The sequence below is a fragment of the Cytobacillus sp. EB106-05-05-XG126 genome (assembly GCF_058791715.1).
In genome coordinates, this window is sequence record NZ_JBYTDU010000001.1 from 1,610,430 (window position 1) to 1,629,277 (window position 18,848).

At 43.2% G+C, this 18,848-nt stretch carries 15 protein-coding genes; 1 reads left to right on the plus strand and 14 read right to left on the minus strand.

Features of this window, described 5'->3' with window-relative positions; genetic code table 11:
* The 14 genes from rsgA to AC3WTL_RS08030 form a co-directional block, all read right to left on the minus strand.
* Entirely contained in the window at window positions 1-882 is an 882-nt protein-coding gene (rsgA, locus tag AC3WTL_RS07965) for a ribosome small subunit-dependent GTPase A (protein ID WP_335688099.1), read from the minus strand.
* A gap of 15 nt (window positions 883-897) precedes the next feature.
* Window positions 898-2,886 carry a Stk1 family PASTA domain-containing Ser/Thr kinase gene (pknB, locus tag AC3WTL_RS07970; RefSeq protein WP_335688515.1) on the minus strand — a complete coding sequence of 663 codons (1,989 nt, stop codon included), beginning with the start codon at window positions 2,884-2,886 and terminating at the stop codon, window positions 898-900.
* Complete coding sequence (locus AC3WTL_RS07975) at window positions 2,879-3,643, minus strand: Stp1/IreP family PP2C-type Ser/Thr phosphatase (RefSeq protein ID WP_335688101.1); 765 nt, start codon at window positions 3,641-3,643, stop codon at window positions 2,879-2,881. Before AC3WTL_RS07975 ends, pknB begins: the two co-directional genes overlap by 8 nt.
* A 4-nt stretch (window positions 3,644-3,647) precedes the next feature.
* Entirely contained in the window at window positions 3,648-4,733 is a 1,086-nt protein-coding gene (rlmN, locus tag AC3WTL_RS07980) for a dual-specificity RNA methyltransferase RlmN (protein WP_335688103.1), read from the minus strand.
* Window positions 4,734-6,089 (minus strand): 16S rRNA (cytosine(967)-C(5))-methyltransferase RsmB, encoded by a 1,356-nt coding sequence (gene rsmB / locus AC3WTL_RS07985; protein WP_335688105.1) that lies wholly within the window; start codon window positions 6,087-6,089, stop codon window positions 4,734-4,736.
* Window positions 6,086-7,036 (minus strand): methionyl-tRNA formyltransferase, encoded by a 951-nt coding sequence (gene fmt, locus AC3WTL_RS07990; RefSeq protein WP_492369270.1) that lies wholly within the window; start codon window positions 7,034-7,036, stop codon window positions 6,086-6,088. Before fmt ends, rsmB begins: the two co-directional genes overlap by 4 nt.
* Entirely contained in the window at window positions 7,033-7,518 is a 486-nt protein-coding gene (gene def / locus AC3WTL_RS07995; protein WP_076255697.1) for a peptide deformylase, read from the minus strand. The genes fmt and def overlap by 4 nt, the downstream gene beginning before the upstream one ends.
* 106 nt (window positions 7,519-7,624) lie before the next feature.
* On the minus strand, window positions 7,625-10,039 hold the full coding sequence (gene priA, locus AC3WTL_RS08000) for a primosomal protein N' (RefSeq protein WP_492369271.1): 2,415 nt from the start codon (window positions 10,037-10,039) through the stop codon (window positions 7,625-7,627).
* On the minus strand, window positions 10,036-11,244 hold the full coding sequence (coaBC, locus tag AC3WTL_RS08005) for a bifunctional phosphopantothenoylcysteine decarboxylase/phosphopantothenate--cysteine ligase CoaBC (protein ID WP_335688112.1): 1,209 nt from the start codon (window positions 11,242-11,244) through the stop codon (window positions 10,036-10,038). The genes priA and coaBC overlap by 4 nt, the downstream gene beginning before the upstream one ends.
* 194 nt (window positions 11,245-11,438) lie before the next feature.
* Window positions 11,439-11,660 (minus strand): DNA-directed RNA polymerase subunit omega, encoded by a 222-nt coding sequence (rpoZ, locus tag AC3WTL_RS08010; RefSeq protein WP_035328865.1) that lies wholly within the window; start codon window positions 11,658-11,660, stop codon window positions 11,439-11,441.
* 2 nt (window positions 11,661-11,662) lie between these two features.
* On the minus strand, window positions 11,663-12,277 hold the full coding sequence (gmk, locus tag AC3WTL_RS08015; RefSeq protein ID WP_048007923.1) for a guanylate kinase: 615 nt from the start codon (window positions 12,275-12,277) through the stop codon (window positions 11,663-11,665).
* A gap of 10 nt (window positions 12,278-12,287) precedes the next feature.
* The gene (gene remA, locus AC3WTL_RS08020; protein WP_026585597.1) at window positions 12,288-12,551 is read right to left on the minus strand and encodes an extracellular matrix/biofilm regulator RemA; all 264 of its coding nucleotides are present in this window, start codon (window positions 12,549-12,551) and stop codon (window positions 12,288-12,290) included.
* A 60-nt stretch (window positions 12,552-12,611) separates the two neighbouring features.
* Entirely contained in the window at window positions 12,612-13,484 is an 873-nt protein-coding gene (locus AC3WTL_RS08025; protein WP_335688116.1) for a YicC/YloC family endoribonuclease, read from the minus strand.
* Window positions 13,485-13,660: 176 nt separating this feature from the next.
* Window positions 13,661-16,339 (minus strand): calcium-translocating P-type ATPase, SERCA-type, encoded by a 2,679-nt coding sequence (locus AC3WTL_RS08030; protein WP_492369383.1) that lies wholly within the window; start codon window positions 16,337-16,339, stop codon window positions 13,661-13,663.
* 753 nt (window positions 16,340-17,092) lie between these two features.
* Between AC3WTL_RS08030 and AC3WTL_RS08035 the strand changes: the two genes are divergently transcribed.
* Window positions 17,093-18,808: an Rqc2 family fibronectin-binding protein gene (locus AC3WTL_RS08035; protein ID WP_335688120.1), complete on the plus strand. Its 1,716-nt coding sequence runs from the start codon at window positions 17,093-17,095 to the stop codon at window positions 18,806-18,808.
* The last annotated feature ends 40 nt before the right edge of the window (window positions 18,809-18,848 follow it).

The following is an 18,848-nucleotide window of genomic DNA, read 5'->3' on the forward strand; positions in this document are numbered from 1 at the left end:
TTAATACCTCGGCTTTCTATCTTTGATTTCCTGCAGAAAGGTTTTGTAGTGTTCATACCTGTAGGATGGAATTTCACCGTTTTCACAGGCGGCTTTTACAGCGCATTTAGGCTCAGCCATATGCAGGCATCCTCTAAATTTGCAAAGTTCACTTTTCTCCTGAATTTCAGGGAAGCAATAATTGAGATCCTCCAATTCGATATCAGTGAATTCGAGTGAGCTGAATCCCGGGGTATCAGCAACAAGCCCTTTTCCAACCTCGATCAGCTCTACATGCCTGGTCGTATGCTTTCCTCTGCCCAAATGCGAAGAAATATCATTTGTTTTCAGCTCCAGGTCCGGTCTTAGGACGTTTAACAAAGAAGATTTCCCTACACCTGACTGTCCGGCAAAAACAGATATCTCACCTTCCAGATAGGGCATCAGATCTTTAACACCTTCTTCTGTTTCAGAGGATGTCAGCAAAACATCATAGCCGGCTTTGCGGTAATCAGATGCATATTGCTGAATTTCCCTATACTCATTTTCATCTGCCAGGTCAATTTTAGTAATGCAGATGAGCGGCTTTATATGATTGAATTCAACCAGCACCAGGAAACGATCTAAAAGAGAGGTGCTAAAGCCCGGTTCAACAGCTGAAAAGACAAGAATGGCCTGATCAACATTGGCAATCGGCGGACGAATCAGCTCATTTTTCCGTTCCTTTACTTCTAAGATGTATCCTTCTGTATTACTTTCTGCCTGAAACACTACTTCATCACCGACAAGCGGTGTAACTTTATTTTTCCTGAAAACTCCGCGTCCGCGGCACTGAATGGTTTCAATTCCGCTTAATACATAATAAAACCCTGCTATGGCTTTAATAATTTTGCCCTCAGGCATAGCAACACTCCTTGCTTATGATTCTTCATCCGGATAAGGTATTTCCTTTTCCTCAAAAACCTGGCCATCGCGCAGAACCTTATAAGAGGCATTTTGTCCAGGAGCGATTGTCAGATCAATTGGTATTACCACATCTTCATAGATCAGCTCTGTATGCATTGGTTCAGAACCAGTATTATTCAAATCCTTAATGATAATCTGAACTTCATTAGGCTCACCTTCGGCGGCAGGCTCATATGGAATGCTGATCTCAATATTTTCAGTCTTAGGAAGGAGTTCTTTTTTTCCTTTTGAAAGAACCACCGTCACCTTCTGTCCCCTTGTCAGATTTGCGCCTGGTGCCGGGTCCTGTTTGATGACCAGCCCTTCAGGAACTTCCTCATGGTACTCTTCTTCCCCGTATTCTACCTTCAATCCTGAAGATTCTTCGTACTCCTGCAGACCTTTTTCGTTATAGCCGCGTAAATCTTTTAATGCTATTGGCGCCGGTCCTTTGCTCACAGTGAAAATCAATTCCGTATCCTCTGGAACGACAAGGTCGCCTTCTGATAAGTTTTGATCCAGGATGGTCCCAGCCGGCTCACTATCATCGGTTTCTTCGTTTTTTTCAATGCTTTTAAAATTTTTGCTTTCAAGCAGGCGGACAACATCATCATATTGCCTGCCCTGGTAATCTGCTAATTCAAATTTTTCTTTGCCGGAGCTTTCATAGATATCAATGGAGGTTCCCTCTTTAACAGTCCTGCCTGCTTTCGGATCTGTTTTAACTACAAGGCCCTCATCAACTTCCGGGTCACTGATCGGCTTTGTATCCCTAACCGTAAACCCTGCGGCAATCAGCTCTGCTATTGCATCTTCCACCTCTTTGCCGGAAACATCCGGAACCTGAACATCCTTTGGCTCCATCAGATCAGGAAAAACGGTTATGGCAAGGATCCCTGTCACAATCAGAAACATAAAGACTGATACCAGGATTATCGGCCATTTCTTTTTCTTCTTCTTTTTTTCCTTCTTCTTCTTTTCAGGGAGGGGCTTTGCCACAGGCTGCGTGTCACCCTTTGGATCCTTTGCATGAACTAAGGTCTCATCCATACTTTCATATGGTCGGTCATCTGTAATAACAGGTATAGCTTTTGTAGCATCATCGTCAATCGGCACTATGAACTTTTTTTCATGCAGTCTTTCGGGCTCAAGAGCTGTTCTGATATCTTCTTCCATTTCTTCAACGGTATCATACCTGTGAAAAGGATCTTTAGCGGTCGCTTTTAAAACGATATTTTCAACACTTTGCGGTATGGATGGATTCCATCTCTTCAGGGAAGGAGTCTCCGATTGCAGATGTTTGAGTGCTATTGATACCGCAGATTCACCTGAGAAAGGAAGCCTTCCTGTCAACAGCTCAAACATAACAATTCCAAGGGAATAGATATCAGACTTTCTGTTGGCCATTCCCCCTCTGGCCTGTTCAGGAGAAAGATAATGAACAGAGCCCAGCACTGAATTTGTCTGGGTTATGCTTGTAGCGCTTAGTGCCATGGCAATTCCAAAATCAGTAATCTTAACATTACCATGCCTGTCTATCAAAATATTATGCGGTTTAATATCCCGGTGTATGATATGGTTTTGATGTGCATGAGATATGGCTGAGGTCAGCTGTTTCAAAATTTCCAGGGCATCATCTATGCGAATAGGGCTGTTTTGCTGTATGTATTGCTTTAACGTTTGTCCATCTACATATTCCATCACAATATAATAGATTGAGTCCTCCTCGCCAACATCATAGATATTGACGATATGCGGGTGGGCTAAGCTGGTTGCAGACTGGGCTTCACGATGAAAACGGCGGATAAATTCTTCATCTTCGGCAAAGTCCATCCGAAGCACTTTCACGGCTACATCACGATCAAGAATCATATCATGGGCCAGGTAGACATTCGCCATGCCTCCTCCGCCGATCATATCAATAATTCTATAGCGGCCGCTTAATCTTCTTCCCTTAATCATCATTTATCATCCCGCTCTCATTGCTTTCATAATACTCAGCAATCACGAGCGTAATATTATCTTCGCCGCCATTATCATTGGCCTTATCAATCAGGATTGAAGCTTTTTCTTCCAGTGTACCTCCACTATTGAGGATTTCGCTCATTTCTGCCACAGATACCTTATTGGACAATCCGTCAGAGCATAATAATAATAAGTCGCCGTCTTCGAATGTAATAGTTTTAATATCCATCTCAACAGCTGCTTCCGTTCCCAACGCTCTCAGCAGCACATTTTTTCTTGGATGATGCTCGGCATCTTCCTTTGAAATCTGCCCTGACCTTACAAGTTCATTCACCAGGGAATGGTCTTCCGTCAGTTGCTGAAAACCTGACTCATTTAAAATATAACATCTGCTGTCGCCGATATTCGCAATAGTCGCAAAACGATCGGTACATATGGCAGCAACCACAGTAGTGCCCATACCTTCGCATTGTTCATTTACTTTTGAATGTTCATAAAGGATGGTGTTGACCTCTGCAATATACTTCTGCAGCCACCCTTCAGCCTCATCGGCAGTCTGAAAGTCATCTGTCTGATCCCAGAATTCTTTCAAACTTGTTAAAGTCATTTCGCTTGCCACATCGCCAGCACGGTGGCCGCCCATGCCATCTGCTACGATGGCAAGGCGCTGACCGCTGCTGTTCACATAGATGCCGCCATTATCTTCATTATGCTGCCTGACTTTGCCTCTATCTGTCATGAAAACAGCTTTCATTCTGTCACCTCGTCTCCTCTTTTCGCTCCTTTGCACGAAGTTGTCCGCATGCTGCATCTATATCGTGACCGTGCTCCCTGCGAATGGTTACATTAATGCCGTGATTCTTCAGTGTCTTTTCAAAAGCAAAGATCTGATCCTTGGGTGTTCTTACATAATCCCGTTCCGGCACATAGTTTACTGGAATCAGGTTAACATGACACTTAACATTTTTTATTAACTTTGCCAGTTCTTCAGCATGTTCCACCTGATCATTTACCCCTCCGAATAAGCCATATTCGAAGCTTACACGTCTGCCTGTCTTATTTATATAATACCTGATTGAATCCATAAGGTCCGGCAGCTTATATGCTCTATTTATAGGCATCAGGCGGCTCCTGATTTCGGTGTTTGGAGCATGTAAGGAAATCGCGAAATTAATCTGCATATTTTCATCTGCAAATTTATAAATTTTCGGAATGATTCCGCTTGTCGAAACAGTTATATGGCGTGCGCCGATATTCAGCCCTTTATCATGGTTGATAATTTTAAGGAATGAGAGCATGCTGTCGTAATTATCAAAAGGTTCACCGATACCCATAATGACAACTGAGCTGACCCGTTCATCTGTTTCATCAAGTGCCTGTTGTACTTTTACGACCTGAGCAACGATTTCTCCTGCTTCAAGATTACGTTTTAATCCGCCTAATGTGGAGGCACAGAATGTACATCCGATCCTGCAGCCCACCTGAGTGGTTACACATACTGAATTCCCATAGTCATGCCTCATCAGTACAGTTTCAATTGAATAGCCATCATGAAGTTCAAATAAGAATTTTATTGTTCCATCAGCAGACTCCTGCTGGATGATCGTTTTAAGGGTTGTCAGCGAAAAATTTGCTGATAGCGTATCCCGCAGCCCTTTTGACAGATTCGTCATATCCTCAAATGTTGTGACCCTCTTTGTGTAAAGCCAATCAAATATTTGCTCAGCCCTGAAGGCTTTCTCATTATTTTCTTTTAGCCATTCCTTCAGCTCATGAAGCTGTAAAGTATAAATGGATGGTTTTTGTTCTGATGCTGTAATTTTCTCTGCTGCTTTTTGTTCCATTTATTGCACCTTCTTTCTCAGACAGGAAATATAAAACCCGTCCGAACCAATATCCTGCGGTAAAACCTGCAGTTCAAAGCCATCTATTAAAGAAGCAATTGCATTAGGCATCCGCTCCTGAACAGATAGATCTCCCTCAAATTCCGCATTGTCCTTTAAAAACGCGTGAACAACATGCTGATTTTCTTCTTTGTCCACTGTACATGTACTATAAACAAGAATACCACCTTTTTTCAGTAAAGGTGAAACGGCATCCAATAGATTCCTCTGAATCTTATGGAGGTGATATAAATCTTCTTCTTTTTTGGTGTATTTCATATCAGGCTTTCTTCTCATAACTCCAAGGCCTGAACAGGGGGCATCCACTAAAATGCGGTCAAAAGATTCTTTTTCATAATGCTCCTGGACTTTTCTGCTGTCAAGGGCATTTGTCTTAATATTTGTTAGTCCCAGTCTATCGGCATTATCATTTATCAGCCTTACTTTATGCTCGTGAAGGTCCAGTGAAATGACCTGACCGGTATTTTGCAGTTTTTCTGCTATATGTGTCGTTTTTCCTCCCGGAGCTGCACAGGCATCCAGGATCTTCTCATCGGGATTTCCTCCAAGAGCATAAGCAGCAAGCATGGAGCTTTCATCCTGAATAGTAATCAGTCCTTCTTTGAATACACGGGAATTGGCCAGATTGCCCCTTAAACATTTAATGGCAACTGGAATAAACGGACTTGGCTCCACTTCAAATCCCTCTTCCTGAAGAAGTGACAGGCACTCCTCCCTTGAAGCCTTTACCTCATTTACCCTTGCCGTCTGCAGCGGGGCAGTTAAGTTTATTTCGCACATTTTCTTTGTTTCTTCAAATCCCAGCTGATCGGCCCATCTTTTTACAAGCCATTCGGGATGGCTGGTCTCAATGGAGAGGCGCTTCACCCTGTCCTCAATTTGTTCGGGATCCGGTAGCCCCTTTCTCTGAATGTTTCTCAGCACACCGTTGACCATGCCGGAAATCCCTTTATGCCCTCTTCGTTTTGCTATTTCTACTGCCTCATAAATTGCTGCCCGGTCAGGAATTTTATCAAGATAAACCATCTGATACAGCGTCAGCCTCAAGAGCTGATTTACCCAGCTTTCGATTTTTTTATTGCCTGCCAAAAAGGGCTTCAGGTAAAAATCGAGTGTCATCCGGCGCTGAAGGGTACCATATGTCAGTTCGGTAAGCAGCCCAATGTCCTTCTGATCAATTTCATTCTTTTTTATGGCGTTATTCAGTAAAAGATTGCTGTAGGACTGATTTTTTTCAATCGCCTCAAGAAGCTCCATTGCCGTTTCTCTAACATTTTTCGTCTGCAGTTTTTTCATTTGATGTCTCCCAGACGGACGCCGGCAGTCAGATTGGACCCTGCACCTCTTAAAAATTGTTCTGCTGGCATCTTTTTCTTTCCTGAAGGCTGCAGTTCAGTAATTTTAACGGCTGTATCATTCCCTGATGCCACAACCACCCCGTCTTCCTCAAGCCTGATGATTGTTCCCGGTTCTTCGCTTTTAGCATGTTTGACTTTCTTTGAATTCCAGATTTTAACCACTTTGCCGTCAAATGTTGTATAAGCAACCGGCCATGGGTTTAACCCTCTAATGTGGTTATAGATTTCTTCTCCGGTTTTGCTCCAGTCGATTTTTTCCTGTTCTCTTTTAATGTTATAGGCAAAAGTGGCTTCTTCTTCATTTTGCTTAATGGGATGCAGTTCGCCATTCAGCAGTTTCGGCAGGGTTTCAGACAAAAGCTTGCATCCTGCCTTGCTAAGTTTATCGTGAAGAGTGCCCACTGTATCTGTTTCAGTAATCGGCACCTCAACTTGTGTTAATATATCGCCGGCATCCAGCTTTTCAGCCATATACATAATGGTAATGCCTGTTTTTTCTTTTCCCTGCAGAATGGAGTAATGAATGGGTGCACCGCCACGCAATTCCGGAAGCAATGATGCATGTACATTTATACAGCCATACGTAGGCGCATCCAGCAGCTCCTTGGGCAAGATTTGCCCAAACGCTGCTGTGACAACAAGGTCTGGCTTAAGAGCAAGAACTTTCTCCAATTCATCCGGCTGGCGGATTTTTTCAGGCTGATACACAGGGATGCCCTGTTTTTCAGCTTCGACTTTTACAGGAGGGGGAGTAAGGACTTTTTTCCTTCCAACCGGCCTGTCAGGCTGAGTAACCACTCCGATCACTTCATATCCGTCGTCTATTATTTGCTTTAGTACCGGCACTGAAAAATCGGGTGTGCCCATAAAAACGATTTTTGTCATTCAGCTTCCAATCCTTCCAACTCTTCTTCATTCAAGTATCTAGTTACTTTTGAGGTAAATAGCACCCCATGCAAATGATCAATTTCATGGAGGATCGCTCTTGCCAGGAAATCCTCAGCCTCCAGGGTAAAAAATTTCCCTTTGCGGTCCTGCGCCTTTATTTTGACATATTCAGGCCTTGTAACATCACCATATAACCCCGGAAAACTCAAGCATCCCTCAGGGCCTGTCTGCTCCCCATCCGTTTCAAGAATTTCCGGATTGATCATTTCAATTGTTCCAAACTCATCATCTATATCAACAATGGCAATTTGCAGCTTTTGCCCAATTTGGGGAGCAGCAAGCCCGACACCATCGAATTCAAGCATCGTATCATACATATCATTTAGCAATTTGCCAAGCTTCTTATCAAAGACTTTTACTGGTTCGCATTCTGCCTCCAGAATCTCAGCCGGATAAGTAACAATTTTTTTTACCGCCAAAACGTTTCCTCCATTTTTATCTATTTTCAACCAATTTGGGTTTATTCATAACCAGAAAAGCAGAAGCGCCTTAATGCACTCCTTCTAAAGCTGACTCTTTTAGAAACTACATTAAAATATATGGATTCAGGTCAATTGAGACAGTTAAGCCCCCTGAAGAAATTTCCTGCTGGTAATTATCCAGAATCTTTTTCAGCGTCTGTCCAAGTTCCGGCTCCCGCTTGTATTTTATCAGACATTGATACCGATATCTATTATTGATCCGCGGTATCGGGGAGGCAACCGGACCAAGAACAATGCTCTCTGCAGATAATTTTGACTGAATGTACTGCGTGATCTTCTCGGTTACAGAAACAGCCTTCATTAATTCCTCGTGACTGACTGTGACGAGGGAGATATAGAAGAAAGGAGGATATCTATGAATTTTGCGGACCATCATTTCTCTGTCGTAAAATTTATCGTAATCCTGCTCCCCCGCCAGCTCAATACTATAATGTTCAGGAGTGTAGGTCTGAATGATTACCTCACCCTCTAATTCATGCCTCCCTGCTCGCCCGCTTACCTGTGTCAGCAGCTGAAAGGTTTTTTCAGAAGAGCGGAAATCAGGCAAGTGCAGCATTGTGTCTGCCGAGAGTACGCCCACTAAAGTAATATTGGGAAAATCAAGGCCTTTAGCAATCATCTGGGTCCCAAGAAGAATATCTGCATGTCCTTCCTGGAATTGATCGAGGAGCTTTTCATGTGCACCCTTCCTGCTGGTGGTGTCGACATCCATCCGTATTACCTTCGCTTCCGGAAGAATCTTTGCCAACTCCTCTTCCACTTTCTGCGTACCGGTCCCAAAATAGCGGATATGCTCACTTTCACATTCCGGGCATGCATTTGGAACCGATGCCTCATATCCGCAGTAATGGCATTTCATCTGCTGGTTATAACGATGATACGTCAAAGAAATATCACAATGCGGACAATTAATAACATATCCGCAGTCCCTGCACATAACAAATGAGGAGTGCCCTCTTTTATTTAAAAATAATACGATTTGTTCTTTTTTCTCAAGACGGTCTTTTATTTTTTCAAGGAGCTTCCTTGAGAACATAGACCGGTTTCCTTCTCTCAGCTCTTCCCGCATATCAATGATATCAACGGCAGGGAGAGCCTGATTGTTCATTCTGTTTTCGAGAGTGAGGAGATGGTAAACTCCTTTTTGTGCCCGTGCGAAAGATTCCAATGAGGGAGTTGCACTGCCGAGCACCACAGGACATTTATGATTTTCCGCTCTTTTGATGGCAACGTCCCTTGCATGGTATCTTGGGTTTTCTTCCTGCTTATAGCTGGTTTCGTGCTCTTCATCAATTATAATAATTCCGAGGTTTTCAAATGGGGCAAAGATCGCCGACCGGGCTCCGACTACAACCTTGACTTCCTTCCGCTGAACCTTTCTCCATTCATCATATTTTTCTCCTGCTGACAGGCCGCTGTGCATAACAGCAACCTGATCGCCAAACCTTCCTTTAAAGCGTTTGACCATCTGCGGAGTTAAAGAAATCTCAGGAACAAGGACAATGGCTTCTTTGCCATCTTCAAGCACCCGCTGGATGGATTGCAGATAAACCTCCGTTTTCCCGCTCCCTGTTACCCCATAGAGCAAAAAGGTTTCATGCCTGTTATCTTCAATAGAATCAAGGATGGGGATAATAGCTTTTCTTTGTCCATCAGTCAAAGAGAGCGGTTCGGTTCTTTCGAATTCACGGTCTCCAAAAGGATTGCGGTATATTTCCACGTCCTTCTGGCCAAGCAGCCCTTTTTGCATAAGCCCTTTTAATGTGGAAGAAGTGATTCCAAGCAAGGAAAATAACTCTTTCTGATCGACCGGTCCTTCCTCCTGAAGAAAATACTCAAGCACTTCCTTTTGCTTAGTTGCATTGCCTGGAAGGTTTTGAAGGTAATCAGCAAGCTCTTTAGGGGGTGCCGCCGCAAACACCTGCTTGACTTTTTTCTTTTTCACCCGTTCTTTTACCTGGTAAATAATATCGATATTTCCATTGGTTGCTTCCTTCTGAAGAAGCGGCAAAGCACGGCCCTTTACTGCATCATCCCAGGTAATTTCATCAGCATTCTGAAAGAGTGCGCATACTTTTTCAGGGAGCAGCTTATGATTTGCATTTTCCGCCATGACAAGCTTCTTTTCATATCTTGCCTTCAATGCTGCAGGCAGCATAGCCTGAAAAGCTGAAATTTTGTAGCATAATGTTTTTTCTGTCAGCCATTCACCAAGATTCAAAAGCTCCTGATTAAGAACTGGATTTAAATCCATCGGCTCTAAAATGGATTTTAACTGCTGAAAATCCGACTCTTCTTTTAATCCTGTAACAAACCCCTGTATTTTTCTCGGCCCAAATGGAACAACCACCCTCATGCCAGGGAAAATGACACCTTTCAGATGAGAGGGTATTTTATAGTCAAACGCCCGGTCAGTCTGTTTGGCAGGAACATCGACAATTACACTGGCTATGTTCATTCATGCTCATCCTTTAGAAGCTTCGAGGCTTCTTCAAGAATTTTTACAGCCACATCTTTTTTAGACATTAGCGGAAGTTTTTCCGACGATCCATCCTTTTTAAAAAGTGTAACAATATTAGTGTCAGTTCCAAAGCCCGCACCTTCAGCAGTTACATTATTGGCAACGATCATATCGGCGTTTTTCTTCATTAGCTTGCCCTTTGCATACTCTTCGACCTGTTCGGTTTCAGCCGCAAAGCCTATCAGGATTTGCTTCTCCTTTTTTTGACCAAGCTCGAACAATATATCCTTTGTTCTTTCAAGCTCCAATACTTCATCCCCGGGCTGTTTCTTCATTTTTTGCGCAGAAGCCACCTTAGGACGATAATCGGAGACTGCAGCTGTCTTTATGACAACATCAGCATAATCAAATTCATTCAAGGCCGCTTGATACATTTCTTCAGCAGATTCCACCTTTAACAGTTTTAATCCGGCAGGCGCATTAATCGAAACCGGGCCGGATATTAATACAACTTCAGCACCTGCAGAGACGGCAGCTTCCGCTATTGCATAGCCCATTTTCCCAGTAGAATGGTTTGTAATATAACGGACAGGATCAATTTTTTCCCTCGTTGGACCCGCAGTTATGACCACTTTTCGGCCAGTAAGCTCCAATCTGGAAGGCTTGAAAAATTCACTGATCGTTTCTGTAATTTTCTCAGGCTCTTCAAGCCTGCCTTTTCCAACATAGCCGCATGCAAGATACCCTTCTGAAGGCTCTATGAATCTGCAGCCAAAACCATATAAGGTTTCAATGTTTTTTTGGACAGCGGGATGGCTGTACATATGCACATTCATTGCAGGTGCAATCCAAATCGGTGATGATGCAGCCAAAAGGGTTGTAGTGATCATATTATCTGCAATTCCATTGGCAAGCTTCCCGATCACATTTGCTGTAGCCGGAGCAACAAGAATTAAATCGGCCCAATCAGCCAGGTCGATGTGCGCAATAACCTTCGAGTCTTTTTCATCAAAAGTGTCTGTGTAAACATCATGTCTTGAAAGGGCCTGAAAAGTTAATGGTGCAACAAAGTTAACAGCCGATTCACTTAGGATAACTTTCACCTGCGCTCCAGCCTGTGTCAGTTTGCTTGTTAAGGCTGCAGCTTTATAAACAGCAATTCCTCCGGTTACACATAATAATATCTTCTTTCCAGTCAGCATTATATGACCCCACCAATCTCAAAATAATTCTTCTCTATGAAAAACGGCCTGGCTGTCTATTTCTATATAAAGCCTGGCCATTATGGCAAATAGCTTTCATGATAGTTTTATTATGCAAGAAGAGCAGTGAATTTTCATCTAATAAAACCTCAAACAAAAATAACAACCTTTTAAAAGGTTGTTATTCAGCGATTTCACTCGTATGATTCATTGGCTGTTTTTTCGCCCAGGCGGTAATGAAGCTGGTCTGCATGTATTTCCTCAAGTGCTTTGCCCACATTTTTATGTGATTTGTATCTTTCAAGCTGCGGTCTGGCATTAAGCTGAAGCTTGCGGGCACGCTTGGCAGCAACAGAAACAAGTGAATATTTGGAGTCAATCTTTGTCATTAGAGAATCAATAGAAGGATAAAGCATATTTATTCTACCTCCAGCATTTTTTTATATTTAGGTTCGACACGTTCCCTGCGGCAGTGTTCAGCTACCACTATGGATTTTATTCTTTCACAGGCCAGATCGATTTGATCATTCTCTACAACATAATCATATAGGTTCATCATTTCAATCTCTTCTCTCGCCGCATTCATGCGATTGTTGATGATATCTTCTGTCTCTGTCCCTCTCGTCACGATACGGTTCTTAAGCTCTGACAGACTAGGGGGAACCAGGAAGATGAACAGGCCGTCTGGAAATTTCTCGCGTACCTGGCGGGCACCCTGAACTTCAATTTCAAGGAAAACATCTTTGCCGCGATCGAGTGTTTCTCTGACATAATCAACCGGTGTTCCGTAGTAGTTCCCGACAAACTCTGCATATTCAAGCAGCTTATCCTGCCTGATGAGCTCTTCAAACTCCTCACGCGTTTTGAAAAAATAATCAACTCCATTGACTTCTCCCTCTCTCGGAGATCTCGTTGTCATTGAAATAGAATATTCAAACGCAGTATCAGACTGAGCAAATATCTCTTTTCTTACTGTTCCTTTTCCTACACCTGAGGGTCCGGATAGAACGATCAATAACCCTTTTTCTTTCATTTATAAAATCCTACCCTTCCTCAATAATTTCATCACGGTCATTTAATCGGTGTGCGACGGTTTCCGGCTGGACCGCAGACAAAATGACATGGTCACTGTCCATAACGATAACAGCACGGGTGCGCCTGCCATATGTAGCATCTATTAAAGAGCCCCGGTCCCGCGCGTCCTGAATAATCCGTTTTATAGGGGCAGATTCGGGACTGACTATTGATATAATCCGGTTGGCAGATACAATATTGCCAAAACCGATATTGATCAGCTTAATTGACATTTGGGTCCTCCAATCATCAGTTATTTAGTTTGACCCCCAGAGCCGGAATCTAAACAACTGCTATTCAATATTTTGAACCTGTTCCTTCATTTTTTCCAATAAACTCTTTATTTCTACGACTTCGGCAGCTATATCTGCACTATTTGCCTTGGAGCCGATCGTATTGGCCTCCCGGTTCATTTCCTGCAGAATAAAGTCGAGCTTTCTGCCTGCCGGATCTGTAAGCTGAAGTGTATGCTCAAACTGGCTTATATGGCTTTGCAGCCTTATCAGTTCTTCACTGATATCCGCTTTATCAGCGAATACTGCTACCTCTGTCAAAATTCTCGGTTCATCCACCTGGCCATCAAGAAATTCCTTCATACGCTTATGCAATCTTTCCTGGTAAAGCTGAGCAACCTTTGGCGCATACTCTCTCAGTTTGCTGACACTAATGCTTAAAAGACTAAGATGGCTGCGAAGATCTCTTTCCAGCTCATCGCCCTCTGCTTTCCTCATTTGCATTAACTGCAGGCATGCCTCTTCAGCAGCAGAAAGGACCAGCTGGCTCATTTCCTCATTGCCGGACTCTTTCTCTTCAATGCCAATTAATTCTTCACGAATGACATCCCCGATGGATAATTCCGATTGAATTTGATACTTTGCTTGAATTGCAGTTATGTATTGATAATATTCATCTAATAGTTCCCAGTCAACATTTACTTTCCTGCTGGCCAGGACATCACCGTCAACGGTGATAAAAACCTCGATTCTTCCTCTTTTGATATGCCTATTAAGCTTTTTCTTTATTTTGTCTTCAATATGCATCAGCTGTCTGGGCATTCTTATTTGAAATTCGGAAAAACGATGATTTACAGTTTTGATTTCAACCGTAATGGAGCCTTGCCCGGAATCTTTCTTGCTTCTGCCATAACCAGTCATGCTTACTGCCATTTCTCACACTTCCTTTTGGGAAAAGCACAGCTTATAAAAGCACTTACTTTCAGTTAGCGGCATGGTGCCTGTGCAGTTTATGTATAAAAATCAAGTAGTGATGGAGATTTATATGTTTGCGCAAAAAAGAAAGGTAATAGAGTTCTTCTCTACTACCTAAAGGATTATAACATATTTTATTTTGTTTTTCTTGCCAAAAATGTGCCTGCCAGTAAAAATGTTGGAATGGCTGAGAGTCCTGTGATCATAAACCAGTCGCGCAATTCAATAGGGACAGTGTGGAAAATTGGCTGAAGCGGCGGATAGTATATGACAATCAGCACTAAAACCAGGGAAGAGATGACTGCCCAGACTAAATATTTATTGCCAAATGGATTTCTTGAGAACACGGATTTTTCACTGCGGCAATCAAATACATGGATCAGCTGAGCCATTACCAATGTGGCAAACGCTACTGTCTGTGCGTATGCAAGATGATCCGGATTTGCCCGGTAGGCAAAAATAAACGCCAGTAATGTCACAAGGCCAATTAAAAATCCCCTTGAAACCACTTTCCAGCCAAGCCCTCTTGAAAAGACACCTTCCTTAGGGCTCCTTGGTTTCCGCTTCATCACATTCTCCTCAGGCTGATCAAGGCCCAGAGCCATTGCCGGAAGTCCATCCGTTACGAGGTTCACCCAGAGAATCTGAATTGGCACTAAAGGCAGTGGAAGGGCTAGAAGCATTGCAAATAGCATAACCAGAATCTCGCCAACATTTGATGCAAGCAAATACCTGATAAACTTGCGGATATTTTCGTATATATTTCTTCCTTCTTTTATCGCGGCTTTTATGGTAGCAAAATTATCATCCAGCAATACAAGTGCAGATGCCTCTTTAGCAACATCAGTGCCTGTAATGCCCATTGAAATGCCAATATCTGCTGCTTTAATGGCCGGAGCATCATTGACTCCATCACCTGTCATGGCAACGATATGACCTCTATTCTGGAGAGCCTTGACAATTTTCAATTTATGCTCAGGTGATACTCTGGCAAATACTGCGACATCCTCAACCACATCTTCAAGGTCTTCTACAGACATCTCTGCCAGGTCTTTCCCCTGAAGTACTTTTGAACCTTCTGTTAAAATGCCTAACTGTTTGGCAATGGCCTGTGCTGTAATCACATGATCTCCTGTGATCATGATCGTTTTGATTCCTGCTTCCCTGCATTCCTTGACTGCTTCTTTAACCTCCGGCCTTGGCGGATCAATCATCCCCTGCAGGCCGATAAAAGTTAATCCCTTCTCCGCCTCTTTTTCATCAAGAATGACATTTTTAGATGGGATTTCTTTATAACCAATCGCGATCGTTCTCAATGCTTGTGAAGCCAGATCTTCTATGGCTGCCTGAATTTCACCTGAAAGCTCTCTCGAAAGAATCTGCCGCCTTCCCTCCCAAAGAACCGATTCGCTTTTCCCGACTAAGACATCGGGAGCACCTTTGGTAACAATAAATTGTCTTCCATTATGATCCTTTACCACAACACTCATCATTTTTCTGGCAGAGTCAAACGGAAACTCATTAATAATCTGAAATTGATTCAGCAGACTGCTTCTGTTATAGCCAGCTTTCATGGCTGCTACAAGGAGAGCACCTTCAGTTGGGTCCCCGTCAATCACAAACTCATTATTTTTCTGCTGTATTTCCGCATGGTTGCATAGCATTCCAAACATCAGCATCTGCTGGAGCGCTTTATCACTTTTCGGCTCAATTTGGCTCTCATTTCGATAAAACTGCCCTTGCGGTTCATACCCGATTCCATCTACTCTCCATTCTTTCCCTCCGCTCCAGAGATGGGTGACGGTCATTTTGTTTTGGGTCATGGTTCCGGTTTTGTCTGAACAAATAACAGACGCACAGCCAAGTGTTTCAACTGCAGGAAGTTTCCGTACGATTGCCTTTTTCCTGATCATTCTTTGAACACCAAGCGAGAGCGCCACCGTGACAATGGCAGGCAGCCCTTCGGGAATTGCCGCAACAGCCAATGAGACACCAGCAAGGAACATTGTATATAATTCCTGTCCCTGCATCACACCTGCCGCAACAACGAGAACTGTAAGGAATATCGCTGCCGTAATGAGAATTTTGCCGAGCTGTTCCAATCTCCGCTGAAGAGGTGTTGTCATGGTTTCGGCATTTTGCAGAAGATCAGCAATTTGTCCCATAGCGGTATTCATCCCTGTACCGACAACCACACCCAATCCATTGCCGCGGGTCACCATTGTACCCATAAAAGCCATATTTTCCATATCTCCAATAGCGAGGTTAGGCGTTTTCAGGGATCCGGTCCTCTTTTGAACAGGCAGCGACTCTCCCGTTAGGGCAGACTCCTCAATTTCAAGGCTATTGGATTCTACTATTCTTACATCTGCACCAACTCTATCACCCGTGGAAAATTTAAGCAGATCTCCTACTGCCACTTCTTTTGAAGGGATTTTCTTCCACTCTCCATCCCGAAGAGCAATTACCTGGGGAGCGGATAACTCTTTAAGTGCACTTAGCGACTTTTCCGCTTTCCTTTCCTGAAAAAAGCCCAGAAACCCATTTATGACTACAATCGCAATAATGGCAATCGCATCAATATATTCACCAAGCAGCCCCGAAATCAAGGTGGCAGCTAATAACACAAGAACCATGAAATCTTTAAATTGACTAAAAAATAAGAGTAAAGCAGACTGCTTTTCTCCCTCTTTCAATTCATTAAAGCCATATTGTTTGTGGCGTTTTTTTACATCATCCTCTGTTAAGCCTGCCTTAATGTCTGTATTTAAGGCCTGCTCAACCTCCCTTTCATTCATTTCATGGAACTTCATCCGGACATCACACTTCCTCCTTTGTGGTTTGAGAAAAGCCATGAGTGCCTCCGGTGCATGAATAAACCGAAAAAGAATCCCCGAAGCACTAACAGCCAGACTTTAAAGGGAATCCGCCAGATGGCAGACTATCCTCTTCTGCTAAAACAAGGCAGAGTTGTCCAATCTCACTCTAAAGAAAGCATATTCAGCCCTGTCCAAAAAAATGCTATTATTAATAAGAAAAGCGGAAGGCGCCCGCTTATCGGCGACAAGCATAAGACGAGCCGACATGAAGGTTGTTTTTTAACCTTCTTGGCGGATTGGCTTATGACCTCGAGCCGATGGTGCCTGGAGCTAGACAATATTAGAAAAGCGGAAGCGCCTTGCCCACCCCCGATAAGCACAAGACGGGGGTAGGCGCTGGAGCTAGACAGTATTAGAAAAGCGGAAGGCGCCCGCTTATAAAGGAACGCAGACTAAAACCGCCACGTCCTCCCAAAAGCTACCGCTTTTGGTCGTGCGATGTATCGCTGCCGTAGCGTTCCTTGTCCTGTGGCAACGTCTGCATGACCCGCATCCTCCCAAAAGCTGTCGCTTTCGGTCGTGCGATGATTACGCTGACGAAGCCTTCCTTGTCCTGCGGGCCTCAAGCATAAGACGAGCCGATAGCGACTGAAATAGAAAAACCAAGAAGTAAAACTTGATTTTTATTTAATAAATGAAAGAATAATGTATATCTAATGTAATTTTTATAGAAGAGGATGTTCCAATATGTCATTTGATGGTTTGTTCACAAGAGCTATGACGAAAGAGCTCTTAGATACTTTAAAAGGCGGCAGAATCAATAAGATTCAGCAGCCATATAAAAATGAAATCATTTTAGTTGTGCGGGCAAACGGGAAGAATCACAGGCTTTTGCTGTCAGCCCATCCAAGCTATGCGAGAGTCCAGCTGACGAATGAAACACACGAAAACCCTTCAGAGCCGCCGATGTTCTGCATGCTTTTAAGAAAGCACCTGGAAGGCTACATACTTGAAGATGTCCATCAAATCGGGCTTGACCGTATAATCGTGTTTGAGGTGAAAGGCAGGAATGAAATTGGCGATACATCCTATAAACAGCTGATTGTTGAGATTATGGGCAGGCACAGCAATATTACACTGGTGGATAAATCCCGCAACATCATTCTCGACAGCATCAAACATGTTTCTTTTGCCGTTAATAGCCATCGTGCGATTTTGCCCGGACAGGAGTACATACTCCCTCCATCTCAGGATAAAATGAATCCCTTCGAGGCAGATGAAGAAGTTATACTGCGTAAAATTGATTTTAACAGCGGGAAAGTTGATAAACAGCTTGTGGCGGGTTTCTCCGGAATCTCACCGCTCTTTGCCAAAGAAGTGATACACCATGCAGGTCTAGTAAACAGGACAACTGTTCCTAAGAGTTTCCAGCATTTTATTGACTTGCTGAAAAACCATAGAATAAGGCCGGCCATTACGGAAGGGGAAAATAAAGAAAGCTTTTATTTATTGCCCCTCCAGCATCTAAAAGGGGAAAGCCGGGAGTTTAATTCCCTGAGTGAAATGCTGGACCGCTTTTATTTTGGCAAAGCCGAAAGAGACCGGGTCAAACAGCAATCCAATGATCTTGAACGGTTTATAGTAAATGAGAAAGAAAAGAATGAAAAGAAAATTGAAAAGCTGAAAAGAACCCTTCATGAAGCGGAAAATGCCGATAAACATCAATTATATGGGGAATTGATCACGGCAAATATTTATGCGATTCAAAAGGGTATGAAGGAAGCGGAAGTCGTCAATTATTACGATGAAAATAGCGCTTCAGTGACGATTCCTTTGGATCCTCAAAAGACTCCTTCGGAGAATGCACAAAAGTATTTTACAAGATACCAAAAAGCAAAGAATGCCGTAATTGCAGTAAAAGAGCAAATTAAAAAAGCAGAAGAGGAAGCGGCATACTTCGAGTCTCTTCTTCAGCAAGTCGAAACCGCTTCAACAAGAGACATTTCCGAAATTAGAGAAGAGCTTGCAGAAGGCGGTTATATTCGTGAAAGGCAGAAACGGGGAAACAAGAAACAGCAAAACCTAAAGCCTGTTTTGGACCGTTATACCGCCACTGACGGAACGGAAATTCTAGTCGGGAAAAACAACAAGCAAAATGACTATTTAACGAACAAATTAGCTGGAAGGGATGAAATCTGGCTGCATACCAAAGATATCCCCGGTTCACATGTGGTTATTCGAAGCAAGGAACCGGCAGAAGACACAATTCTTGAAGCTGCATCCCTCGCAGCTTACTTCAGCAAGGCCCGCAATTCCAGTTCCGTACCCGTTGACTTCACCCAAGTCAGGCACGTGAAAAAGCCAAGCGGCGCGAAACCTGGATTTGTTATATATGACAATCAGCAGACTGTTTACGTTACACCTGATGAAGAAACGGTTCTGTCCTTAAAACAAAATCTTTAAATAAATGAAAAAAGCAAGCTCCGATGCTTGCTTTTTTTCA